This is a genomic window from Allobosea sp. P4_H5, assembly GCF_056400825.1.
Genome location: NZ_JBFUKM010000007.1, coordinates 300,509 through 323,420, shown reverse-complemented (window position 1 = coordinate 323,420; position 22,912 = coordinate 300,509). Strand labels below are relative to the sequence as shown.

Annotated in this window: 26 protein-coding genes and 2 pseudogenes; 25 read left to right on the top strand and 3 right to left on the bottom strand. The window is 67.7% G+C overall.

What is annotated here, in order from left to right; genetic code table 11:
* Nucleotides 1–169 precede the first annotated feature (169 nt).
* Complete coding sequence (locus tag AC1DS0_RS17065) at nt 170–556, bottom strand: DUF2267 domain-containing protein (protein WP_152017273.1); 387 nt, start codon at nt 554–556, stop codon at nt 170–172.
* A 150-nt stretch (nt 557–706) separates the two neighbouring features.
* Between AC1DS0_RS17065 and AC1DS0_RS17060 the strand changes: the two genes are divergently transcribed.
* The 12 genes from AC1DS0_RS17060 (at nt 707) to AC1DS0_RS17005 (ending at nt 11,019) form a co-directional block, all read left to right on the top strand.
* Entirely contained in the window at nt 707–2,242 is a 1,536-nt protein-coding gene (locus tag AC1DS0_RS17060) for a helicase HerA-like domain-containing protein (protein WP_476815476.1), read from the top strand.
* Nucleotides 2,243–2,313: 71 nt separating this feature from the next.
* Nucleotides 2,314–2,619 (top strand): type II toxin-antitoxin system RelB/DinJ family antitoxin, encoded by a 306-nt coding sequence (locus tag AC1DS0_RS17055; RefSeq protein ID WP_476815475.1) that lies wholly within the window; start codon nt 2,314–2,316, stop codon nt 2,617–2,619.
* Entirely contained in the window at nt 2,619–2,912 is a 294-nt protein-coding gene (locus AC1DS0_RS17050; RefSeq protein WP_476815520.1) for a type II toxin-antitoxin system RelE/ParE family toxin, read from the top strand. The genes AC1DS0_RS17055 and AC1DS0_RS17050 overlap by 1 nt, the downstream gene beginning before the upstream one ends.
* Before the next feature lie 98 nt (nt 2,913–3,010).
* Nucleotides 3,011–4,393, top strand: coding sequence for a M20/M25/M40 family metallo-hydrolase (locus tag AC1DS0_RS17045; protein ID WP_476815474.1), 1,383 nt, complete (start codon nt 3,011–3,013; stop codon nt 4,391–4,393).
* On the top strand, nt 4,390–4,971 hold the full coding sequence (locus tag AC1DS0_RS17040) for an LOG family protein (protein ID WP_476815473.1): 582 nt from the start codon (nt 4,390–4,392) through the stop codon (nt 4,969–4,971). Before AC1DS0_RS17045 ends, AC1DS0_RS17040 begins: the two co-directional genes overlap by 4 nt.
* A gap of 1,035 nt (nt 4,972–6,006) precedes the next feature.
* Nucleotides 6,007–6,405: a hypothetical protein gene (locus AC1DS0_RS17035; RefSeq protein ID WP_476815472.1), complete on the top strand. Its 399-nt coding sequence runs from the start codon at nt 6,007–6,009 to the stop codon at nt 6,403–6,405.
* Nucleotides 6,386–7,651, top strand: coding sequence for a DNA-packaging protein (locus AC1DS0_RS17030; RefSeq protein WP_476815471.1), 1,266 nt, complete (start codon nt 6,386–6,388; stop codon nt 7,649–7,651). Before AC1DS0_RS17035 ends, AC1DS0_RS17030 begins: the two co-directional genes overlap by 20 nt.
* 32 nt (nt 7,652–7,683) lie before the next feature.
* Entirely contained in the window at nt 7,684–8,856 is a 1,173-nt protein-coding gene (locus AC1DS0_RS17025; RefSeq protein ID WP_476815470.1) for a phage portal protein, read from the top strand.
* Entirely contained in the window at nt 8,853–9,053 is a 201-nt protein-coding gene (locus AC1DS0_RS17020; RefSeq protein ID WP_186418980.1) for a hypothetical protein, read from the top strand. Before AC1DS0_RS17025 ends, AC1DS0_RS17020 begins: the two co-directional genes overlap by 4 nt.
* Nucleotides 9,050–9,223: a hypothetical protein gene (locus AC1DS0_RS17015; RefSeq protein WP_476815469.1), complete on the top strand. Its 174-nt coding sequence runs from the start codon at nt 9,050–9,052 to the stop codon at nt 9,221–9,223. Before AC1DS0_RS17020 ends, AC1DS0_RS17015 begins: the two co-directional genes overlap by 4 nt.
* A gap of 8 nt (nt 9,224–9,231) precedes the next feature.
* Nucleotides 9,232–9,744, top strand: a complete 513-nt coding sequence (locus AC1DS0_RS17010; protein WP_476815468.1) for an HK97 family phage prohead protease — start codon at nt 9,232–9,234, stop codon at nt 9,742–9,744.
* Between the two features lie 33 nt (nt 9,745–9,777).
* Nucleotides 9,778–11,019 carry a phage major capsid protein gene (locus AC1DS0_RS17005; RefSeq protein WP_476815467.1) on the top strand — a complete coding sequence of 414 codons (1,242 nt, stop codon included), beginning with the start codon at nt 9,778–9,780 and terminating at the stop codon, nt 11,017–11,019.
* An 18-nt stretch (nt 11,020–11,037) separates the two neighbouring features.
* Here the strand turns inward: AC1DS0_RS17005 and AC1DS0_RS17000 are convergent, their stop codons facing one another.
* Both AC1DS0_RS17000 and AC1DS0_RS16995 read right to left on the bottom strand, forming a co-directional pair.
* A complete protein-coding gene (locus AC1DS0_RS17000) occupies nt 11,038–11,892 on the bottom strand; it encodes a S1 family peptidase (RefSeq protein ID WP_476815466.1) in 855 nt (284 codons plus the stop codon).
* A 78-nt stretch (nt 11,893–11,970) separates the two neighbouring features.
* Nucleotides 11,971–12,744 carry a S1 family peptidase gene (locus AC1DS0_RS16995; protein WP_476815465.1) on the bottom strand — a complete coding sequence of 258 codons (774 nt, stop codon included), beginning with the start codon at nt 12,742–12,744 and terminating at the stop codon, nt 11,971–11,973.
* Between the two features lie 74 nt (nt 12,745–12,818).
* Between AC1DS0_RS16995 and AC1DS0_RS16990 the strand changes: the two genes are divergently transcribed.
* The 13 genes and pseudogenes from AC1DS0_RS16990 to AC1DS0_RS16930 all read left to right on the top strand — a co-directional run bounded on the left by AC1DS0_RS16990 (nt 12,819) and on the right by AC1DS0_RS16930 (nt 22,904).
* The gene (locus AC1DS0_RS16990) at nt 12,819–13,388 is read left to right on the top strand and encodes a head-tail connector protein (RefSeq protein ID WP_476815464.1); all 570 of its coding nucleotides are present in this window, start codon (nt 12,819–12,821) and stop codon (nt 13,386–13,388) included.
* Complete coding sequence (locus AC1DS0_RS16985) at nt 13,388–13,732, top strand: phage head closure protein (RefSeq protein ID WP_476815463.1); 345 nt, start codon at nt 13,388–13,390, stop codon at nt 13,730–13,732. Before AC1DS0_RS16990 ends, AC1DS0_RS16985 begins: the two co-directional genes overlap by 1 nt.
* Nucleotides 13,729–14,139, top strand: coding sequence for a DUF3168 domain-containing protein (locus AC1DS0_RS16980; protein ID WP_476815462.1), 411 nt, complete (start codon nt 13,729–13,731; stop codon nt 14,137–14,139). The genes AC1DS0_RS16985 and AC1DS0_RS16980 overlap by 4 nt, the downstream gene beginning before the upstream one ends.
* Before the next feature lie 122 nt (nt 14,140–14,261).
* Complete coding sequence (locus AC1DS0_RS16975) at nt 14,262–14,672, top strand: phage major tail protein, TP901-1 family (RefSeq protein ID WP_476815461.1); 411 nt, start codon at nt 14,262–14,264, stop codon at nt 14,670–14,672.
* Nucleotides 14,673–14,683: 11 nt separating this feature from the next.
* Nucleotides 14,684–15,037: a gene transfer agent family protein gene (locus tag AC1DS0_RS16970; RefSeq protein WP_476815460.1), complete on the top strand. Its 354-nt coding sequence runs from the start codon at nt 14,684–14,686 to the stop codon at nt 15,035–15,037.
* A 32-nt stretch (nt 15,038–15,069) separates the two neighbouring features.
* Nucleotides 15,070–15,279: pseudogene (locus AC1DS0_RS16965) on the top strand (phage tail assembly chaperone); the annotation flags it as partial.
* Entirely contained in the window at nt 15,272–15,880 is a 609-nt protein-coding gene (locus AC1DS0_RS16960) for a phage tail tape measure protein (protein WP_476815459.1), read from the top strand. The pseudogene AC1DS0_RS16965 and the gene AC1DS0_RS16960, both read left to right, overlap by 8 nt.
* Nucleotides 15,881–15,913: 33 nt before the next feature.
* Nucleotides 15,914–16,555 (top strand): phage distal tail protein, Rcc01695 family, encoded by a 642-nt coding sequence (locus AC1DS0_RS16955; protein WP_476815458.1) that lies wholly within the window; start codon nt 15,914–15,916, stop codon nt 16,553–16,555.
* Between the two features lie 10 nt (nt 16,556–16,565).
* Nucleotides 16,566–17,456, top strand: a complete 891-nt coding sequence (locus AC1DS0_RS16950; RefSeq protein WP_476815457.1) for a DUF2163 domain-containing protein — start codon at nt 16,566–16,568, stop codon at nt 17,454–17,456.
* Complete coding sequence (locus AC1DS0_RS16945) at nt 17,453–17,899, top strand: NlpC/P60 family protein (RefSeq protein WP_476815456.1); 447 nt, start codon at nt 17,453–17,455, stop codon at nt 17,897–17,899. The genes AC1DS0_RS16950 and AC1DS0_RS16945 overlap by 4 nt, the downstream gene beginning before the upstream one ends.
* Nucleotides 17,899–21,816: pseudogene (locus AC1DS0_RS16940) on the top strand (baseplate multidomain protein megatron). Before AC1DS0_RS16945 ends, AC1DS0_RS16940 begins: the two are co-directional and overlap by 1 nt.
* A gap of 52 nt (nt 21,817–21,868) precedes the next feature.
* Complete coding sequence (locus tag AC1DS0_RS16935) at nt 21,869–22,195, top strand: PepSY domain-containing protein (protein WP_152017297.1); 327 nt, start codon at nt 21,869–21,871, stop codon at nt 22,193–22,195.
* Nucleotides 22,196–22,241: 46 nt separating this feature from the next.
* Nucleotides 22,242–22,904, top strand: a complete 663-nt coding sequence (locus AC1DS0_RS16930) for a response regulator transcription factor (protein WP_091830995.1) — start codon at nt 22,242–22,244, stop codon at nt 22,902–22,904.
* The last annotated feature ends 8 nt before the right edge of the window (nt 22,905–22,912 follow it).

Genomic DNA, 22,912 nt, shown 5'->3' with positions numbered 1-22,912 from the left:
GTGCAACCGCGAAGTCCTGATTGCCATGGCTCGGCGCGAACGCAAATGCCCCCTTGGTCGGAAAGCCGTGCCGAAATGCCGATCCCCGCGACAGGGAACTCCTATGCCTGCAAACGAAAACGCCGCCCGATAGGGCGGCGTTCCGGAAACTTGTGGGGGTTGCGTCGGCTCAGACGAACTGGCCGAGGCCCGGGATCGCGCCGACGATCGCACCCATCGTGTCCTCGCCCGCCTGCTCGCGGCCGACGGCGAACATCTCCTTCGAGACGCTCTGGATCTGGCCCATCGACAGGCCGGCGCCCATCAGCTGGCCGCCCAGCGCCATCACGCCGCCGCCACCGCCCATCAGGCCACCGATCGTGCCGAGAAGCCCGCCCTTGGCGCCACCTTCGGTCTCGGCGAGTTCCTGCGCGCCCGGCAGCGCCGCCATCAGCTGGCCGATCTCGGCTGCAGGGCCTTCCTTCTGCAGGAAGGCGAGGATGATGCCGATCGCCTTCTTCGCCAGCGACTCGTCGAGGCCGGAAACGGCCGTGATGCGGGAGATCAGTTCTTCCATCATGCGATCCTCTTATGACGAGCCTGCTGGTGCTCTTAAGATAGTTTACACATAAACTATCTCGGATGGAAGCGATCTTCATGCTTCCGCCCAACCTCGCGTTTCGCTACATCCCTTGCACGACCTTATGGCAACGGAACAGGCGCGACCATGGCGGATGACGGCACGATCCTGATCGGCAAGAGCGAGAAGCCGGAGGTGCTGCTGCTCAAGCTCGCCAACCGCCACGGCCTGGTGACCGGCGCGACCGGCACCGGCAAGACGGTGACGCTGCAGGTGCTGGCGGAAGGCTTCGCCAAGCATGGCGTGCCGGTGTTCGCTGCCGACATCAAGGGCGACCTCTCAGGCATCGCAGCGCCGGGCAATTCCAAACCGCCCTTCGTCAAGCGCGCCGAGGAACTCGGGCTGAAATACCAACCCGACCAGTTCACCACCGTGTTCTGGGACGTGTTCGGCGAGCAGGGCCACCCCGTCCGCGCCACCATCTCCGAGATGGGCCCGCTGCTGCTGGCGCGCCTGCTCGACCTCAACGACACCCAGGAGGGCGTGCTCAATATCGCCTTCCGTATCGCCGACGAGCAGAAGCTCTTGCTGCTCGATCTCAAGGACCTGCGCGCGATCCTGTCCTTCATCGCCGAGAATGCGCAGGAGCTGACGACCAAATACGGCAACGTCACCTCCGCCTCGGTCGGCACGATCCAGCGCGCCCTGCTCGTGCTCGAGAACCAGAAGGGCGACCTGTTCTTCGGCGAGCCGGCGCTCGACATCAACGACCTGATGAAGACCGACCGCGACGGCCGCGGCGTGATCAACATCATGGCCGCCGACAAGCTGATGGCCAATCCGCGGCTCTACGCCACCTTCCTGCTCTGGCTGCTTTCCGAGCTGTTCGAGCAGCTGCCGGAGGTCGGTGACCTCGACAAGCCGAAGCTCGTCTTCTTCTTCGACGAGGCACATCTGCTCTTCAACGGTGCGCCCAAGGCGTTGCTGACCGCGGTCGAGCAGGTCGTTCGCCTGATCCGCTCCAAGGGCGTCGGCGTCTACTTCGTCACGCAGAATCCGCTCGACATTCCCGATACGGTGCTGGCCCAGCTTGGCAACCGCGTCCAGCACGCGCTGCGCGCCTTCACCCCGCGTGACCAGAAGGCGGTCAGGGCTGCCGCCGAGACATTCCGGCAGAATCCGAAGATCAACACCGAACAGGCGATCACCCAGCTCGCCGTCGGCGAGGCCTTGGTCTCGACGCTGGAAGGCAAGGGCTCGCCGACCATGGTCGAGCGCTGCCTGATCGCTCCGCCGATGGCGCAGGTCGGCCCGATCACGCCGCAGGAGCGGACGCAGTGCATGCGCGCCTCCGGCTTCACCGGCAAATACGACACGATGGTCGATCGGGAGTCGGCCTATGAGGCGCTGATGAAGCGCAAGGGCATGAATGCCGACGGCTCGCCGGTCGAAGCTTCGACCGAAGGCGGCGGCGGCATCCTCGATACGATCGGCGGCTGGCTCGGCGGCACTCGGGAGCGCCCGAAGACCGGCCCGGGCAGCCGCGGCGGGCCGCTGCCGCAGAGCATGACCGAGAAGATCATCACCTCGGCGGCGCGCTCGGCCGCCACCTCGATCGGTCGGCAGGTCGGTACCGCCATCCTGCGCGGTGTGCTCGGGAGCCTGACGGGCGGGCGGCGGTAGCGAGATCAGACGCCGTATCTGGCCATTGTCATTCAGATGCATTACATAGGGCTCCTGTAGGGAGCCTCGTCATGACTCAGAATGCCTTGGTGCAGGCGCGTATCGATGCTGACGTAAAGGACCGCGCGACGGCGGTTCTCGAGGGCATGGGCCTGACCGTATCGGACGCCGTGCGCATTCTGCTGACGCGGACGGCAAACGAGGGCGCGCTGCCTCTCGAACTCGTCAGCAATAGTGACGCGCACGACGCCTGGTTCCGCGCGAAAGTGCTCCAGGCGTTGGCGGATGAGCGTCCCGATGTCGAGGACGTCGAGGCCGAGGCCCGTTTTGCCGTGCGCCGTGCTGCGGCCCTTCGCAAGGGCGGCGGTAAAGCATGATGCGCTTGGTCTGGTCGTCGTTCGCTCTTGCCGACCGCGACGAGATCTTCAGCTACATCGAAGTCGACAATCCGAAGGCGGCTGCCGAGATCGACGAGCGGATCGCTTTCGCCGTGCGCCGGCTCCTTCGGTTTCCGGAAAGCGGTCGGCCAGGCAGGATCGCAGGGACCCGCGAATTGGTCGTTCAGCGCACGCCCTATATCGCCGTCTATGCTGTGACCGCAGACAAGATCCGGGTTCTTCGCGTCCTGCACGGCGCACGGATGTGGCCTGAGGATATGGACGAGTTGTAGACGCCGCCGCGACGCAAGCTGCTATGCGTCAGGACGGCTGGCATCGTGCGCGCGACCAGGCATGATGTCGCCACCGGAATCAGCCTCCAGTGAGTGCCATGTCCCAGCTTCCCGCAGTCCTCTCCCGCCTCGACGCCGATCTCGACGCTTCGCTGGCGCGCCTCTCCTCCTGGCTCGAGATCCCCTCGATCGGGACCGATCCCGCCTTCGATCCGCAGACGCGCCAGGCGGCCGAATGGCTCCGTCGCGACCTTGAAAGCCTCGGCTTCAAGGCCGAACTGCGCGAGACCGGCGGCCATCCGGTCGTGCTCGCGCATCGCCCGAAGCCCGGCGCGCCGCATGCGCTGTTCTACGGCCATTACGACGTTCAGCCGGTCGATCCGCTGGAGCTGTGGGACAACGACCCGTTCAAGCCGGTCGTCAAGGAGATCGAGCCGGGGCGGAAGGCGATCCTTGCCCGCGGTGCCTGCGACGACAAGGGTCAGGTCATGACCTTCATCGAGGCGATCCGCGCCACGCTCGCCGAGACCGGCGACCTGCCGATCGGCCTCACCATCCTGGTCGAGGGCGAGGAGGAATCCGGTTCGGTCAACCTGCCGGGCTTCATCAAGGCCAACGCCGCCGAGCTCAAGGCCGATTTCGCGCTGGTCTGCGACACCGGCATGTGGGACCGCGTCACGCCGCTGATCACCTCGACCCTGCGCGGCATGGTCTATCAGGAGGTCAGGCTGACCGCGGCCGATCGCGATCTGCATTCCGGCCTGTTCGGCGGCGCCGCCGCGAACCCGATCCATGTGCTGACCAAGATCATCGCAGAAATCCATGACGAGACCGGCCGGATCACCATCCCCGGCTTCTATGACGGCGTGCACGAGCCGACCAACGCGCAGAAGGCGGAATGGGCTGATCTCAACCTGACCGAGAAGGAATTTCTCGGCCAGGTCGGGCTGAAGCACTCGGTCGGCGAGCGCGGCCGCATGCTGATCGAGCAGATCCAGTCGCGCCCGACCTGCGACGTCAATGGCATCTGGGGCGGCTATACCGGGGAGGGCTCGAAGACGGTGATCGCCGCCAAGGCCTCGGCCAAGGTCTCCTTCCGCCTCGTCGGCGACCAGGACCCGGCCAAGATCGCCGCCGCCTTCCACCAGTTCGTGCGCGAGCGCCTGCCGGAGGACGTCACCGCCGAGTTCATCAGCCATTCCGGCTCGCCGGCGCTCGCGGTGCCGGTCGATTCCCCAGTGTTGCAGAAGGCGCGCAAGGCGCTGGCCGAGGAATGGGGCGGCCGCGTCGTCTCGATCGGCAGCGGCGGCTCGATCCCGGTCGGTGGCGACTTCAAGCGCACGCTCGGGCTCGATACGCTCTTCGTCGGCTTCGGCCTCGACGACGATCGCGTCCATTCGCCGAACGAGAAGTACGATCTGTCCTCCTTCCACAAGGGCCAGCGCTCCTGGGCCCGCATCTTGCAAGCACTCGCCTCATGAAATCCGTCTGTGTCTTCTGCGGCTCGAGTCCGGGCCATGATCCCGTCCATGCCGAGGGCGCCCGCGCCATGGGCACGGCGATCGCCAGGCGCGGCCTGACGCTGGTCTATGGCGGCGGTGCCGTCGGCCTGATGGGCATCGTCGCCAATGCCGCGCTCGAAGCCGGCGGCGAGGTCCATGGCGTGATCCCGCGGGCGCTGCGCGAGAAGGAGGTCGGCCACAACAAGCTGACCCGGCTCGAAGTGGTCGAGACCATGCACATCCGCAAAGCGCGCATGGCCGAGCTCTCCGACGGCTTCATCGCCATGTCCGGCGGCATCGGCACCTTCGAGGAGATCTTCGAGATCTGGACCTGGAGCCAGCTCGGCATCCACGGCAAGCCGCTCGGCTTCCTCAACATCGACGGCTTCTACGACGCGCTCGCCGCCTTCCTCGACAACACGACGAAGGCCGGCTTCATGTGGCAGGCCCATCGCGACATGGCGATGATGGAGACCGATCCGGCGGCGCTGCTCGACAAGATGGACGCCTACAAGCCGCAGACCCAGATCAAATGGGTGGAGAAGTCGGAGGTTTGATAATGCGTTTCTCGGACGGCTGTTGTCGTGCCGGAAAGGGCTAAGCTCAAGCCTCCCGGGCGTTGCATATATTGCGCGGGCGGGAAGCTATCCAAAGCCCATATTTGGCCTGCTTGGCTAAAGCAGGTTCTGCCCACGTTCAGTAACACTCACGAGAATGTTGTGGGTGAGTTTAGGACGTTCAAGAGCGTTGTACCAGGTCCTGCGCCTTCAGTGGAGATTCGGCAGGGATCAACCTTCAGCCGAAAGCTTCGGATCGTATGTCAGGATTGCAATAGCGGCTGGTGCGGAAACGTCGAGCACGAAGCAAAGTCTATATTGCAGCCACTGATAGCTGGTGATCCAGTGGAAATTTCTCCTGCTGATCAGCAGAAGATGGCGCTCTGGTTTGCATTAATTATCGTGCTTCTCGATCGTATCGATTTGAGGATGGCTGCGATACCTCAAGAGGATCGCTCCTACATAAAGATAAATTTGAGCCCGCCGCCTCACTGGCAGATGTGGATTGTGAAATATGATGGTGCTGCGGGGGGATGAGTTCGTATGCGCTACCACTGGTTTCCTGATGGTAAGCGACTCCAACCAAATAACTATCGACCCGGAGCGCATTGAAAGTGGGGAAAGCGTTTGTAATTCGAGAGTTGTGACATTCTGCGTGGGACGCCTTTGTATGCATGCGCTTGTCAGTGGCAGTGGATACAAGATTGGAGGCTACGAGGGCATCAACTTGATGCGGGTTTGGCCTTCGAGTTCTGTTTGGTATGACTGGAAGGCTGCCGTACAGGTTTCTCATCGTGAGATCATCGAGTTGGCAGAAAGTGTGCCGCGAAGCGCGCCGCCTGGGTTCCCGACACCGCCTCCGTTTCAGACCTACCAACCTTGAGCGCATCAAATGCGGGTAGGAATTTTTTCTTGACATCGTGACGCTGATCGGGTAGAGATCAGGAACGCTCACGAATTGCGCCTGAGACGAACGAAGCCGCCGCGTTGCCCAGCCGGCGGCTTTTGCGTGTCCGGGCCGAGCCGAGGTTTCCGATGACCGACGAGACTGACGAGAGCGCCCCGGCTCGGCCGGCGGCGAAGCGCAAGCCTGCGCCGCGCGGCCGCAAGGCTGTGATCAGCAAGCTCTGGAAGGCCGCGCAGACGCAGCTCGAAGCCCATGAGGCGCATCTGGCCGAATTGCCGGCCGGCACCGCCGCGAGCGAAGTCGACGCGAAGACGCTGGCGACGCTGGCTCGCACCGTGCGCGAGCTGGTCGCGCTGGATTCTGCTGCAGCGAGGGAGGGAGGAAAATCCGAGGATGAGCCCAGCCCCGCCGAAGGATTGCGCCGGGTCGATGAGCTTCGCAGCGAGCTTGGACGCCGTCTTGCGGTCCTTGCCGCCGAGGAAGCGGGCACGGCTGGTGCGCCGCCTCATGGAGACAGCCTCGCCTGAAGAGCAGCAGATCATCCTGACAACTTGGGCCACTTGGGCGCGCGCGGATCAGTTTCCCGCCCAGCAGGATGATTGGTTCAGTTGGCTCGTTCTTGGCGGACGAGGCGCCGGCAAGACACGAACTGGTGCCGAATGGGTGCGTGGCACGGCGCTGGGGCGTTGGCCGTTCGCAGTCGAACCCGTCGGCCGCATCGCCCTCGTCGGTGAGACGCAGGCTCAAGTTCGCGACGTGATGATCGAGGGCGTTTCCGGCCTGCTCGCGATCCATCATCGCTGGGAGAAGCCGGTCTGGTCGCCGTCGCGGCGGCGGCTCGAATGGGGCAATGGCGCGATAGCGCAGGTGTTCACTGCCGAAGATCCGGAAGGGCTGCGCGGGCCGCAATTCGGCGCCGCCTGGTCGGACGAACTGGCGAAATGGCCGAACCTTCAGGAGACCTGGGACATGCTGCAACTCGGCCTGAGACTCGGCGACCGGCCGCGCCAGGTGGTGACGACGACGCCGCGGCCGCTGCCGCTGATCAAGCGGCTGCTCGACGATCCGCGCGTCGCGGTCAGCCGGGCGGCAACCAGCGCCAACCGCTTCAACCTGGCGCCGAGCTTTCTCGACAGCGTGAGCCAAGCCTATGGCGGCACCCGGCTCGGCCGGCAGGAGCTCGAAGGCGAGATCGTCGAGGAGAGCGCGGATGCGCTCTGGAGCCGGGCATTGATCGAGGAGTGCCGCGAGGGTGAAGCGCCGCCGCTGGCGCGGATCGCGGTGGCGATCGATCCGCCGGCCTCCTCGTCGAAGCGAGCCGATAGCTGCGGGCTTGTCGCGGCCGGAGTCGACCGAGACGGTATCGGCCATGTGCTGGCGGATGCGACGCTCGCCGGGGCCAGGCCGCATGAGTGGGCGGCGGCCGCGGTCGCGCTCTATCGCCGGCTGGAGGCCGATGCACTCGTCGTCGAGGTCAACCAGGGCGGCGAGATGGCGGGAAGCGTCATCCGCGAGGTCGATCCGGGCGTTCCGGTGACGCCGGTTCGCGCCTCGCGTGGAAAATTCCTGCGGGCCGAGCCGGTGGCGGCACTCTATGCGCAAGGCCGGGTCCGCCACGCCGGCGCCTTTCCGGCGCTGGAAGACGAGATGTGCGACTTCGGCCCGACAGGGCTGACTTCCGGACGCTCGCCCGATCGGCTCGACGCGCTGGTCTGGGCGCTGACGCATCTGATGCTCGGGCCGAAGGGCCGGCCGCGGGTGAGGGGGCTGTAGCGCCCGACGATTGCAACAACAGCGAGAAACCCATGCTCAATTTCCTTCGCAGCCTGCGCGGTCCTGCCGCGCCGGAACAGAAGCGCTCGCGCATCGGGCCGCTGATCGCCCTGCACGAAGCTGGGCGACCGGTCTGGACGCCACGCGACTACGGTGCCCTGGCGCGCGAGGGCTATCAGCGCAATCCGGTGGTGCATCGCTGCGTCCGGTTGATCGCAGAGGCGGCGGCGCAGACCCAGCTGATCGCCAAGGTCGGGGACCGGGAGGTGCCGGAGCATCCGGCGCTGGCGCTGATCGAGCGGCCTAATCCGCGCCAGGGCGGCATCGCCTTCCGCGAGATGCTCTACGGCCACCTGCTCGTCGCCGGGAATGCCTATGTCGAAGCGGCGAGCATCGGCCGCGAGCCGCGCGAGCTTTATGCGCTCCGGCCCGACCGGATGCGGGTGGTGCCTGGCCGCGATGGCTGGCCTGAAGGCTATGACTACGCGGTCGGCGCCCAGACCATCCGCTTCCGCCAGGACGAGGGTGCGCTGCCGCCGATCCTGCATTTGTCGCTGTTCCATCCGGTCGACGACCATTACGGCCTCTCGCCGGTCGAGGCGGCCGCCTGCTCGCTCGACGTCCACAATGCTGCCGGCGCCTGGCACAAGGCGCTGCTCGACAATGCGGCCCGGCCCTCCGGCGCATTGGTCTATGACGGCCCTGAAGGCGGCACGCTGACCGAGGCGCAATTCGAGCGGCTGAAGCAGGAGCTGGAGGACGGTTTCCAAGGCGCGCGCAATGCCGGGCGCCCGCTGCTGCTCGAAGGCGGGCTCGACTGGAAGCCGCTGTCGCTATCGCCGGCCGAACTCGATTTCGTCGCCGCCAAGGGTGTCGCGGCGCGCGAGATCGCGCTCGCCTTCGGCGTGCCGCCACTATTGCTCGGCCTGCCCGGCGACAATACCCACGCCAATTTCGCCGAGGCCAACCGGGCCTTCTGGCGCCAGACGCTGATCCCGCTGGTCAGGCGCACGGCGCAGTCCCTGGCGCAATGGCTTGGCCCGGCCTTCGGCGATGCGCTCATTCTCGAACCCGATCTCGATGCGGTCGAGGCGCTGGCGGATGAGCGGGAATCACTGTGGCGGCGGGTGTCCGCCGCCGGTTTCCTTAGTGAAGACGAGAAACGTGAGGCGGTCGGTTATGGCCGCCGGGAGGTGTCGTCATGAGTCCGTTCGACGAAGCCGCGGCGGGGATCGTCGCGCGCGGCGATCTCGGCCATCTCGCGCTGCTGCTCTGGGCCTTCTGCGCCTCGGGGCTCGCCCTCTTCGCCCTGCGCGAGCTGATCGCCGCCAACCGGCGCTTCGACGAGTTCGTGCGCGAATTCGCCCGCTTTAACGCCCGCTATGAGGGAGGGGATTCATGAGCAAGTCCGGTGGCAAGCCGCCGCCCAGGCCGGCTCCGGCAGCTGTCAGATCGAGCGCCGCGGCGCCGCGTCCAGGCCGCCAGCCGCCGCGCGACGTGTTCGGCCGCTTCTTCGAGACGCTCGGGCAGCTCGACGCCAATGGCCGCGGCGGACGGGGAGGGGCGCGATGAGATCCGCCGTGCCCCGCTATCCCGCATTGGCGCGGGAGGCCAAGTTCCTGGCTCAGCCCTTGGCTCGGATCGAGCCGGACGGCGCTTTCGAGGGTTATGCCAGCCTATTCCGCATCGCCGATCTCGGCAGGGAGGTGGTCGAGCCCGGCGCCTTCCGCGACAGCCTCGCCCGCCGCGGTGCCGGCGGCATCCGGATGCTCTGGCAGCATGACCCGACGCAGCCGATCGGCCGCTGGCTCGAACTGCGCGAGGATTCCCGTGGCCTCTATGTCCGCGGCCGGCTCTCGCTTGCCGTGGCGCGGGCCCGCGAGCTGCACGCGCTGATGCGTGACGGCGCCGTCGACGGGCTCTCGATCGGCTTCCGCTCGCAGCGCGCCCGAACCGAACCACGCACCGGTCTGCGCCGCCTGGAGAAGGTCGACCTCTGGGAGATCTCGCTCGTCACCTTCCCGATGCTGCCGCAGGCCCGGGTCAGCGCCGTCAAGGCGCTGAGTTCACCTCGCCGCGCCGCCTTTGCCTGAAATCCACCTGAAGCCGCAACCACAGGAGATTCCATGACTGCGCTGAACCAGGCTCCCGAGACCAAGGCGACCGGCGAGGCCGCCGCCATTTATGACGATCTGCGCTATACGCTGGAGGCCTACCGCTCCACCAATGACGAGCGCCTGGCCGAGCTCGAGACCCGCATGGGCGGCGATGTGCTGACCGGCGAGAAGCTCGCCCGCCTTGACGATGCGCTCGACGAGACCCGCCGCCGGCTCGACCGGCTGAGCCTTGACAGTCGCCGCCCGGCCCTGGCTGCGAGCGAGGATCGCGATCCGGCCGTCGCCGAGCACAAGGCTGCTTTCGCGTCCTATGTCCGTCATGGCGAGGCCACCGGCCTGAAGTGGCTCGAAGCCAAGGCGCTGTCGACCGGCTCCGGCCCGGACGGCGGCTATCTTGCGCCCTCGACCGTCGAGGGCGAGATCCTGCGGCGCCTGGCGAGCGTGTCGCCGATCCGCTCGATCGCGACGGTGCGCACGATCTCCTCCGGCACCTATAAGAAGGCGTTCTCGACCACCGGCCCGGCTTCCGGCTGGGTGGCGGAGACGGCAGCGCGTCCGCAAACCGGCACGCCGACGCTGGCCGAGCTCTCCTTTCCGGCGATGGAGCTCTATGCCATGCCGGCGGCGACGCAGACCCTGCTCGACGACGCCATCGTCGACATCGACCAGTGGATCGCCGAGGAGGTCGAGAGCGCCTTCGCCGAGCAGGAGGGAGCCGCCTTCGTCACGGGCGACGGCGTCGACAAGCCCAAGGGCTTCCTGGCCTATCCGACTGTTGCTGACACCAGTTGGACCTGGGGCAATATCGGCACGCTGAAGACCGGTGTCGCCGGCGCCTTCACCGCGTCGAACCCGTCCGACATCCTGGTCGATCTCGTCTATGCGCTGAAGGCCGGCTATCGCCAGAACGCCAGCTTCGTGATGAACCGCAAGACGCAAGCTGCGGTGCGCAAGTTCAAGGACTCGACCGGCCAGTATCTCTGGCAGCCGCCGGCCGCTGCGGGCGCGCAGGCGACGCTGCTCGGCTTTCCGGTCGTCGAGGCCGAGGACATGCCGAATGTCGCGACGGACTCGGTCTCGATCGCCTTCGGTGACTTCCGCCGCGGCTATCTCGTTGTCGACCGGGCGGGCGTGCGCATCCTGCGCGATCCCTATTCCGCCAAGCCGCACGTGCTGTTCTACACGACCAAGCGCGTCGGCGGCGGCGTGCAGGACTTCGCCGCGATCAAGGGGCTGAAGTTCTCGGCCTGAGCGCTCGTCTCGGCCGCGTCAGCGGCCGAACCACCAGCTGTAGCTTGCGCTCGGGCGTGCGTTCTCGCCCGCCTGGCGCGGTTCGTCGCCGTAGTGGAGCAAGCGCTCGCTCGCCTCGGCGATCCAGGCGCGGTGGTCGTTGATCGGGGTGATCGCGGTGAAGCCGCCGCAGATCATCTTGACGCGCGAGCTCAGCGGCCCGCTCGACCAGGAAACGATGCCGACGAGATCGCGCGATCCGGGCGGGCCACGCAGCACGGGCCCACCGGAATCGCCGCGGCAGGCGCCGGCACCGAGGATCTCGCCACGGTTCTCGGTGTCGACCGCGACCTTGACCGTGTTGGCGGTGGTATAGTTGCCGGCGTTGACCAGGGTGACTTCGCGCAGCGTGCGCGCGGTCTTCTTGTTCGTCTCCGAGGCGAGCCCGAAGCCGGCCATGGTCACGGTCTCACCTTGCCACAGCCCGCTGCCAAGCGTCAGCGGCTGGATGTCGGCCGGCAGCGGCGAGGCAAGGCGTAGCAGCGCGAGGTCCGCGCCCGGCTGGGTGCGTGGCGTCGTGCCGGGCACGAAGGTCGGGTGCGGCAGCACGGCCGCCACGGCATGGGTGCGGTTGCGGAAGCGCTTGTCGAGGCTGATCACGCGGACCGCGCCGCCGGTCATCAGGCAATGCGCCGCCGTGAGCACGAGCTCGGAAGAGATCGCAGCGCCTGAGCAGAGCTCGCCGCGGCTGGTCTCGACCCGCAAGGTCGAGGCGCGCACGCCGTCGACGGCTCGGGACTGTACGCCGCCGATCACGGCTTGGGCCGGCGCAGTCATCTGCAGGCCGGCGCAAAAAGCGATTGCGACAGTCGCGGCGCGCTTCGAAGTGGTCATGGTCGAGGCCATCATTGCCATGGTGCCAGTCTAGGGTTTGCTGCGGCGCAGTCCAGTGCTCTTCGCGTGAACGGGATGTCAGGGCGCGGTAGCCCAGTCGGCGCCCTCGCCCCAGCTCGATAGCGTCCGGTCGATCCAGCTGCGCTGCGGCGCGACCAGCACGCCCTGGCTGAGCAGGCCGCATTGTTTGCCGGCCGGGCCGGTCGACCAGCTGGAGACGGCGACCACGCCGTCCGAGCCGGCGACGATCGGCCCGCCGGAATCGCCCTGGCAAGCTCCGGCGCCGGGGCGCTTGCCGCCGGTCGCCGGATCGGACGCCCAGAGCAGGATCTTGCCGGGCCCGTAAGGCTCGACGGTGGCAAGTGCGGCCGAGCGATAAGTGCCGGTCGTCTTCGCATCGCCCTCGCGGGCGACGCCATAGCCTGACAACGTCACCGGCGAGCCGGCGCGCGGCAGGCCGCTATCGACCAGCGTCGCGGTCGAGAAGCGCGCCGGCAAAGGCGCGCTGAGCCTGACCAGGGCGAGATCGATCGAGCGCTGCCGGTTCGTGACGGATTTGGCGTTGAATTCGGGGTGCAGCGCGATCGCCGCCGGCTCGACCAGCATCGGCTCGCCGCCTTCGCGCCAGTGGATGCGCAGGTCGACGCGGGAGTCGGCACAGTGAGCGGCGGTAAGGATCGCCCGGCGGGACAGCACGATGCCGGTGCAGACGCCGCCGCGCGCATTGAGAACCATCACGGTCGCGCCGGCGACAGGCCCGCCTTCGCGCCCGCCGACAACGGCCGAGGCGGGGCAGGCCGCGGCAAATGCCGTTGCCAGGGCCGCCAGTGCAATCGCCGTTCTGCCACGCATCGAGCTGCCTCCGCTGTCGGGCTGGGCTCGATAGCGCATCAACGGCGCCGATCAAACCCGAAAGAGGAGGGATCATGACGCCGCTCGCTTTGACGCCGCCGGCCATCGAGCCGGTTTCGCTGTCGGAGGCCAAGGATTTCCTACGCATCCTCGTCGCTGACGAGGACGAACTGCTCGGTACCTTGATCACGGCGGCCAGGCTCATGATCGAGGCGGCGTCCGGCCGTCTGCTGATCGAGCAGGGCTGGCGAATCGTGCTCGACGCCTGGCCGCAGGGTGGCGAGATCCGCCTGCCGCTCTCGCCGGTGCGCGGCCTCACGGTGGCATGCGTCTATCCCACGAGTGGCCTTGCAGAGGCCGTTGCATCTTCTTCGCTGACGCTGGTCGAAGGCTCCGACCCGCCGCTGATCAGGATTGCAGGTCCGGTCCCTGCACCTGGCCGTGCCCATGCTGCGATTGAGATCGATCTCGTTGTCGGCTTCGGCGCGACGCGTGACACGGTGCCGGCGCCGCTGCGGCAGGCCGTGCTTCGCTTGGCCTGCCGCTGGTCCGAGCATCGCGGCGACGTGGTCAGCCGTGATGCGACGCGGCTACCGGTCGAGATCGCTGCGCTGGTCGCTCCGTTCCGCCGCGTGAGGCTGTGATGACCAGGGAGATCGGTAAAGGCCGCCCCGTCGGCGCATTGCGCCGCCGGCTGGTACTGGAGGCACCCGTCGAGACGCCGGACGGCGCCGGCGGGCGGCTCACCGGCTTCGAGACTGTCGCTGCGGTCTGGGCCCAGGTCGAATGGCTTTCGGGGAATGAACGCTGGCGCGGCGAGCGGCCCGAGCAGGCGGTGAGCCACCGCATCACCCTGCGCTGGCGTGCCGGCGTCGATGCCGGCCAGCGCCTGCGCGATGGCGACCAGGTCTTCGACATCCGCGCGGTCGGCGATCCCGATGGCGGCCGCCGGCGCCTGATCTGCCTGGTCGAGGAGGTCAGCCGATGAGCGACGCCATCCTGCCGCTGCGGCGCGCCATCCACGCGCATCTCTCGATTGATGCCGGGCTGACGGCGCTGATCGGAGCTGGCCGCATCCATGACGAGCCGCCGCGCGCCGCGAGCGGGCTCTATGTCGTCCATGGCGAGGTCGCAGCCGAAGATTGGTCGACCGGGAGCGATCGCGGCTGCGAGCAGAAGCTCTCGCTCGTCGTCTGGGCCGGGGAGAGCGCCTCCTCGCGCAAGGCGCTCGAGGCTGCGGCGCGCATCGTCGCCAGCCTGGAAGGCGCCGCGCTCGCGCCAGAGGGCCACCGGCTGGTCAATCTCAGCTGGCTGTCCTCGAAGCTCGCCCGTGATCCCAAGACCCATCTGCCGACGGTGACGCTGACCTTCCGGGCCGTCACCGAGGCGCTCTGACGCTAGATCGCCGCGCGTCCGGCAGGACGCAATAGCGGCGATCTATCTAATTGTTATCGCATCCGATTTTTCCGAAAAGTGGATCCCACTTTTCGGTCCGATGCCAGACGAAAGGACCGCCCATGCCTGCCCAGAAAGGCAAGGACCTCTTGCTCAAGGCCGCCGATGCCGGCGGCAGCTTCGTCACCGTGGCCGGCCTGCGCGCCCGCCAGATCGCCTTCAATGCCGAGGCGGTCGACGTCACCCATGCCGAGTCGGCCGGGCGCTGGCGCGAATTGCTGGCGGGAGCCGGCATGCGCCGCGCCAGCATCAGCGGCGCCGGCATCTTCAAGGACGAGGCTTCGGACGCACTGGTGCGCCAGATCTTCTTCGAAGGCGCGATCCGCGACTGGCAGGTGATCGTGCCTGATTTCGGCGTGATCACCGGGCCGTTCCAGCTCTCGACGCTGGAATATCGCGGCGACCACGCCGCCGAGGTCACTTTCGAGCTGTCGCTGGAATCAGCGGGCCAGCTCAGCTTCACGCTCGCCTGAGGGGAGGCCGCATGGTCAATCGCTACAGGGGCGAGGTCGCCCTGATGGTCGAGGGGCGGCCGCTGCCGATGCGGCTCACCCTCGGCGCGCTCGCCGAACTTGAGGATGCGTTTTCGGTCGAGAACCTGCCGGCGCTGGGCGAGCGCTTCGCCGCCGGCCAGCTTTCGGCCCGCGATATCACGCGCATTCTCTCTGCGGGTTTACGCGGCGCCGGCGGCGCGCTGGCCACGGATGAGGTCGCGGCGCTGCCTTTCGATGGTGGGCTCAACGGCGCCATCGCCGCGGCGATCGCTTTGCTCGACGCGACCTTCGCGCCGGCAGGTGAGGGGACGGAAGCCCGCCCTCCGTCGCCGCCGGTCGCCTAGGGGCACCGGCGGCGGCTCCCTTCCCCTGGCGCGAGGTCATGGCCTTCGGGCTCGGGCGCTTGCGCTGGACGCCGGACGCCTTCTGGGCGGCGAGTCCACGCGAAGTCATTGCCGCGATTGAGGCCCATCGGCCGGCCGAGGCAGGCGAACCGCCTTCGCGGCTGACGCTGGACGCGCTGATGCGGGCTCATCCGGACCCCGTTTCCCGTAACGATGAGTGGAAAGGCTGCGCCGATGGCTGACGAAGACGATTCGTCCACTTACTCCTCCTCTTTCGACGTCGGTGGCCTGCGCTCCCTCAACACGCTGACACAGAGCCTGAGCAAGTCGGCGCAGGCCTTCGGCAAGTCGATCACTTCGGCCTTCGCCAGCGGGATCATCGAGGGCAAGCGCTTCGAGGACGTGCTGCGCGGCATCGGCAACTCGCTGAGCCAGAGTCTGCTGAAATCAGCGCTGAAGCCGCTGCAGAACACGATCTCGAGCTGGCTCGGCTCCGGCATCAACAGCCTGGCCGGGCTCTTTACCGGCGGCATGGGCGGCGGCGGCGGTGGCGGCTCGCCGGTCTCGTTCTTCGCCGATGGCGGCGTCGTCGCTGCTCCTTCCTATTTCGCCATGGGGCGTGGGCTAGGGCTGATGGGCGAACGCGGGGCGGAGGCGATCATGCCGCTGTCGCGCGGTCCCGACGGCAAGCTCGGCGTGCGGGCCGGCGGTGGCGGTGATCGGCGCCCGGTCAGCGTCACCGTTCAGGTCTCGACGCCCGATGCCGACAGCTTCCGCCGTTCCGAGGCTCAGGTCTCAGCGGCAATCGCGCGGGCCGTGGCGCGCGGCAATCGCGCGCTCTGAGGCGCATATCATGACTGGACGGGGAGAGTCGGCATGAGCGGCTTCCATGAGGTGCGCTTTCCCACCGGGATCGCCCGCGGCGCCCGCGGCGGGCCGGAACGGCTGACCCAGGTCGTGACGCTGGCCTCGGGCCGGGAGGTCCGCAACAGCCGCTGGGCCCATTCGCGCCGGCGCTACGATGCCGGCTTCGGCATCCGCACGCTTGACGCCCTCGCCGAGGTCGTCGCCTTTTTCGAGGAACGGCGCGGCCGGCTCTACGGTTTCCGTTGGCGCGATCGGCTCGACTGGAAGAGCTGTGCGCCCTCGGCGACCCCTGCGGCGAGCGACCAGCAGATCGGCGTCGGTGACGGCGCCACGCGGGTCTTCCAGCTCTGCAAGCTCTATGGCGGCCTGCACGCGCCCTATGTCCGCCGCATCACCAAGCCGGTCGCGGGAACGGTGCTGATTGCCGTCGACGGAGTCGCGAAGCCGCAGCCGGCGGTCGTCTCCTGCGATCACGCGAGTGGGCTGATCACCTTCGCCGTCGGCCATGCTCCGCCGGCCGGCTCTGTCGTCAGTGCCGGCTTTGCCTTCGACGTGCCCGTTCGCTTCGACACCGATGCGATCGAGGTCGATCTGTCGGCCTTCGAGGCCGGCGACATCCCCAGAATCCCGATCGTCGAGATCGCCGACTGAAGGTTTCGCCATGCGGACATTATCCTCGGGACTCGCCGCGCATGTCGCCGGCGAGGCGACCACGCTTTGCCGGTGTTGGAGCCTGACGCGCCGCGACGGCGCAGTGCTCGGCTTCACCGATCACGATCGCGATCTCTCCTTCGACAGCATCCTGTTTCGCGCCAATGCCGGCCTGGAAGCCGCAGAGGCCAGCTCGGAGCTCGGCTTTGCGACCAGTGGCGGCGAGGTGCTCGGGGCCCTCGCAGCAAGCGGCCTCAACGAAGAGGATCTGTCGCGCGGCCTCTATGACGACGCCCGCGTTGCGCTCTGGCTGGTGAACTGGGCCGATCCAAGCCAGCGCACCCTGCTGGAGGCCGGTTTCGTCGGCGAGGTGAAACGCAGCGACAGCAATTTCACCGCGGAGGTCCGGGGTCTCGGCAAGGCTTTCGACGAGGAGCGCGGCCGGCTCTACACCGCGGGCTGCTCCGCCGATCTCGGCGATGCCCGTTGCGGCGCCGTGGCGCTTCCGGCGCTTGGGACGGTCTCTGTCACCGATGGCCGGCTCACGATCACGGCGCCGGTCCTCGGCAGTTTCCAGGACGGGCGCTTCAGCGGGGGGCGGCTGGTTTTCGAGGCGGGTCAGAACACTGGCTTTTCCACGGAGATCCGCAGCCATCGCAATGCCGACGGTGCCGTCATCCTGCAGCTTTGGCAGGCCGCACCGCGCCCGATCGCTGTCGGTGATCTCTTCACGGCGTTCCCAGGCTGCGACAAGCGCTTCGCCACCTGCCGTGACAAGTTCGGCAACGGCGTCAACTTTCGCGGTTTCCCGCATCTGCCGGGCAACGACTTCATCATCGGCGGCACCGGGGCAGGCGATCCCGGCGCGGGGTCGTTCGATGGGGGGAGCCTGTTCCGATGACCGGCGCAGATGCGACACGGGGGCGTGTCATCGCAGCAGCGCGCGGCTGGCTCGGCACACCCTATCACCACCAGGCCTCGCTCCGCGGCGTCGGCTGCGATTGCCTCGGCCTGGTGCGTGGCGTCTGGCGCGATCTCTATGGCGGCGAGCCGGAGCCGACGCCGCCTTATTCGCCTTATTGGGCGCAGCAGGGCGCGGGCGAGACGCTGGCACAGGCTGCGGAACGTCATCTGGTCTCGGTCAAGCCGGAGGAGGCATGTCCCGGCGACGTGCTGCTCTTCCGCTGGCGGGCGCATCTGCCGGCGGCGCATTGCGCCGTCCTGACCGAGCCGGACCGCATCCTGCACGCCCATGATGGTGCCGCGGTCGGCGAAGCCGCCTTCACCGGCTGGTGGCGGCGCCATCTCAGCCATGTTTTTGCCTTTCCGGAGCTCGACGCCTGATGGCCACGCTCGTTCTGCAGGTCGCCGGCTCGGTATTGGGTGCCGCCGTCGGCGGCCCGTTCGGCGCCATGATCGGCCGTTCGCTCGGCGCGATCGCCGGCGCGAGCCTCGACCAGAGCCTCTTTGGCGGTGGCGGCGGCACGCGCATCGTCGAAGGCCCGCGCCTCAAGGAGATCGACGGCCTCGCCTCGACTGAGGGCGCGCCGATCCCGCGTGTCTATGGCCGGGCCAGGCTGGGCGGTCAGCTGATCTGGGCGACGCGCTTCGAGGAGGAGGTGACGACCACCGTCACTCGCACCAAAGCCGGAGGCAAGGGCGGACAGAAGGCGCAGAAGACCTATGAGACCACTTACAGCTACTACGCCAATCTCGCGGTCGCGGTCTGCGAGGGGCCGATCGCCTTCGTGCGCCGCATCTGGGCCAATGGGCGCGAAATCGACTTCAACACCGTGGGGCTGCGCATCCATCGCGGCTTCGAGAACCAGGAGCTCGATCCGCTGATCGCGGCCAAGGAAGCCGGCGCCGCGCCAGCTTATCGCGGTACGGCCTATGTCGTGTTCGAGCGCTTCCCGCTCGCCGACTACGGCAATCGCGTGCCGCAATTCTCCTTCGAGGTGGTGCGCGCGGTGCCGGGCCTCGGCCAGATGATCCGGGCGGTGACGCTGATCCCGGGCGCGAGCGAATTCATCTACCAGCCGACCCTGGTCAACCAGGAGCCCGAAGCCGGCGTCACCATCGCCGAGAACCGGCATCAATTGCACAGCGCCACCGATATCGATGGTGCGATCACGCATCTGCTGGCGCTCTGCCCGAACCTGCGGCGCATCTCCCTTGTCGTCAGCTGGTTCGGCGACGATCTGCGCGCCGACCATTGCACCATCGCCCCGCGCGTCGAGATCGCCGACAAGAATACGCCGGACATGCCCTGGTCGGTCGCGGGACTCGACCGGACGAGCGCGCGCCTCGTGAGCCAGTCGAACGGCAAGCCGGCCTATGGCGGCACGCCTTCGGACGGCAGCGTCATCGCCCTGATCCGGCGGCTCCGCCATGTCTACGGACTTGAAGTGGTGCTCTATCCCTTCGTGATGATGGATGTGCCGGCCGGCAATGCGCTGCCCGATCCGCACACCGGCAACGCTTCGCAGCCACCTTATCCCTGGCGTGGCCGGATCTCCTGTTCGCCGGCTCCGGGCCAGTTCGGGTCACCCGACGGCACGCCGATCGCGATCGGGCAGATCGCGAGCTTCCTCGGCTTGGCCACGGCCGCGGATTTCTCGCTGGACGGCGATACGATCGCCTGCGCGCGGCCCGCGGAGTGGAGCTTCCGCCGCGCGGTGCTGCACGCGGCGATGCTCGCCAAGGCGGCCGGCGGCGTCGAGGGCTTCATCATAGGTTCCGAGCTCGTCGGGCTGACGCGGGTGCGCGGCGCGCCCGGCCATTATCCGATGGTCGCTGGTCTGGTTGCGCTCGCGGCCGAGGTCCGCGCCATCCTGCCGCCGCCGACCAAGCTGACCTATGCTGCCGACTGGACCGAATACGGCGCCCATGCGACCGATGGCGGGCTGGAGGTGCGCTTTCCGCTCGATCCGCTCTGGGCAAGCGTGCATATCGACGCGATCGGCATCGACTATTATGCGCCGCTCTCCGATTGGCGCGACACACCGGATCATGCCGATCTTTCCATCGCTCGCGGCCCTGCCGATGTCGACTATCTGCGCAATCGCCTGACTTCGGGCGAGGGGTATGACTGGTATTATTCCAGCCTGTCGGGCCGCTACGCGCAGACGCGCCTGCCGATCGCCGACGGCGCCTTCGGCAAGCACTGGATATTCCGCCCGAAAGACCTGCCGAACTGGTGGTCGAACCCGCATGTCGAGCGTTTCGCCGGCATGGAGATCGGTGCGACCGGCTGGCTGCCCGGTTCGAAGCCGATCTGGCTGACCGAAATCGGCCTGCCAGCCGTCGACAAGGGCGGCAATTCGCCGAACGTCTTTCCCGACCCGAAATCGATCGATGGCGGCTATCCGCATTTCTCGACGAAGGCGCGTGACGATCTCGTCCAGGCGCGCGGTATCGAGGCGATCCTGTCGGGTTTCGACCCCGCGCTTCCCGGTTTCGATCCGCAGCGCAACCCGACCTGGCTTTCGCTCGGCCCGCGCATGGTCGACCCGGCAAACATCTTCGTCTGGACCTGGGACGCCAGGCCGTTCCCGGCTTTCCCGGATCTGACCTCGGTTTGGGCCGACGGAGGGAATTAGGAGACCGGCCACTGGATCAACGGCCGACTGGAGGGCGTGACGCTCGACCGGCTGGTCCGGGCGGTCCTGGCCGATTACGGCCTGCCTGCGCCGGACGAGCTCGCCATCGACGGCTATGTCCTGGATCGACCAATCTCCGCGCGCCAGGCGCTCGAGCCGCTGGCGCAGGCCTTCGGCTTCGATGCCGTCATCTCGTCCGGCAGGCTCGCCTTCCGTGGCCGCGCCGCGACGATTGCGCGGGCGTTGTCGGCGGATGACCTCGTGCTCGATCGCAACGGCCAGCCCTTCGAATTGCGCCGGGCACAGGAGAGCGAACTGCCGCGCGAGTTGCGCCTCGTTCATATGGACGGCAACAACGACTACCGTCAGGCGACGGTGCGCTCGCGCCGCCTTGCCGGGGCGGCGCGGCGGGAAAATGCCGTCGAGCTCCCGATGGTCACGCGCCGGGCCGAAGGGCAACGGCTTGCCGATCAACGGCTGCAGGAGATCTGGGCCGGCCGCGAAACGCTCGAATTGGAACTGTCGCCGCGCTGCATCGACCTCGAGGCGGGCGACGTCGTCTCCCTGGAGGTGGCCGGCCAGCCGCGCCTGTTCCGGCTGACGCGCATCAGTGATGGTCCGACGCGGCGCGCCGATGCGCGCTCGGTCGAGCCCGCGATCTATCGCGGTGCGGCGTCGGGAGCGGCAGAGATACGCCGGCCGAAGGTGACGCCGCGGATCGCCGGCCGACCGGATGCGCTGATCCTCGACCTGCCGGTCGTGCAGGACACGCCGCCGCCCTTGCAATCGCTCGCAGCCTTCGCCGATCCGTGGCCCGGCGGGCTCGCGATCTGGCGCGCCACCGAGGGCATGCCGTTCGCCTTGGCCGGCATCGTCGCGGCACCATCGATCATGGGCGAAACCTTGAGCGCGCTGAGGCCGGGGCCGCTGTGGCGGACCGATTGGCATGCCTTCGTCGATGTCCGCCTGCGTGGCGGGGGTCTTGCCTCGGTCGCAGCGGAGGAGACGCTCGCCGGCGCCAACGCGCTCGCCTTCATCGATCCTGCCGGGCAGGTCGAGATCGTGACGGCGGCGCGGGGCGAACTTATCGGCGCGCGGACATTCCGGCTGTCGCAGATGGTGCGTGGGCTCGGCGGTTCGGAGGCGGCGGCGGCGCGGACATTGGCAGCCGGAGCGCGCGTGGTTGTTCTCGACGGCGCGGAGGTCGCGCTGACCACGAGTCTCGACGATGTCGGCCGGCAACTGCGCTACCGGATCGGGCCGCCCAATGCCGATGCCGCGTCGGCCTCGATGCGCGAGCTCTCCGCCATTGTCGGAACAGCACCGCTGCGGCCACTCGCCCCGGTGCGCCCGCGCGCCAAGCGCCTGCCGTCCGGCATCGCCTTGAGCTGGGTTCGGCGCAGCCGCGTCGGCGGCGATTCCTGGGAAACTGTCGAGGTACCGCTGGGCGAGGAGATCGAGCGCTATCGCGTCACGATACGCGCCGGCGGCGAGGTCATCAGGATCGTCGACGTCAGCGCACCGGCGGTGGTCTACGAAACGGCGCAGGAGCTCGCCGATTTCGGCAGCGCCCAGGCTGTGTTGGACGTCGAATTGGTGCAACTCAGCATTGTTGCCGGTGTCGGCCTTTCCCGGCGTGGACACATCGCCGTGCGCTGAGCTAGCCTCACGCCGATGTTCATGGCGCATTCACGCATGCCGGGCTAGCCCAATGGCGATGATGCTGCTCGACCCCAATGTCGCGTTTCTCGCGCTCGTGACTGCGACTGCCTCGCCGGTGGAACCGGTCGATGCGGCGCCGCCGATCGCCTGCCTGTCAGCTCAGGAAACGCGTGAAGCGGTGTCGGACGGCAAGGTCATGCAGCCGGCGGTGGCCTCCCGCCATGCCCGCGAGGCCGCGCCTGGCGAAGTCCTGCGGATCAGGCTCTGCCGCCAGGGCGACGAGTTCGTGTATGTGGTGACGACGATGAAGCGCGACGGCCGCGTCGCCCGGGTCACGCTCGACGGCGCCTCTGGCAAGGTGGCGGATATCCGCTAGTTCCGCTATTTCCCGTTCCTGATCCGCCAATCGGAGAAAAGCCGCCGTGCGACTGCTCGTCGTCGAGGACGACAAGGACCTCAACCGCCAGATCGTCAATGCGCTGGAGAATGCCGGCTATGCCGTCGACAAGGCGCTCGACGGTGAGGAAGGCCTCTATCTCGGCGAGACCGAGCCCTATGATGCGGTGATTCTCGATCTGGGCTTGCCCAAGGTCGACGGCGTCGCCGTGCTGCAGGGGTGGCGCCGGGCCGGCAAGACCATGCCGGTGCTGATCCTGACGGCGCGCGACCGCTGGAGCGACAAGGTCTCCGGTTTCGACGCCGGCGCCGACGACTATGTCGTGAAGCCCTTCCACATTGAGGAGCTGCTGGCTCGCGTTCGTGCGCTGCTGCGTCGTGCGGCCGGCCATGCGACAGCCGAGCTGATCTGCGGCCCGGTTCGCCTCGACACCCGCGCCAGCCGCGTCGTCGTCGACGGCAACCCGGTCAAGCTCACCTCGCACGAATACCGGTTGCTCGCCTATCTGATGCACCATCAGGGCCGCGTGGTCTCGCGCACCGAGCTGGTCGAGCATCTCTACGACCAGGATTTCGACCGCGATTCCAACACGATCGAGGTCTTCGTCGGCCGCCTGCGCAAGAAGCTCGGCGTCGACGTCATCGAGACCGTACGCGGCCTCGGCTATATCGCTGCCGCGAAAGCCTGAGGGGCGCC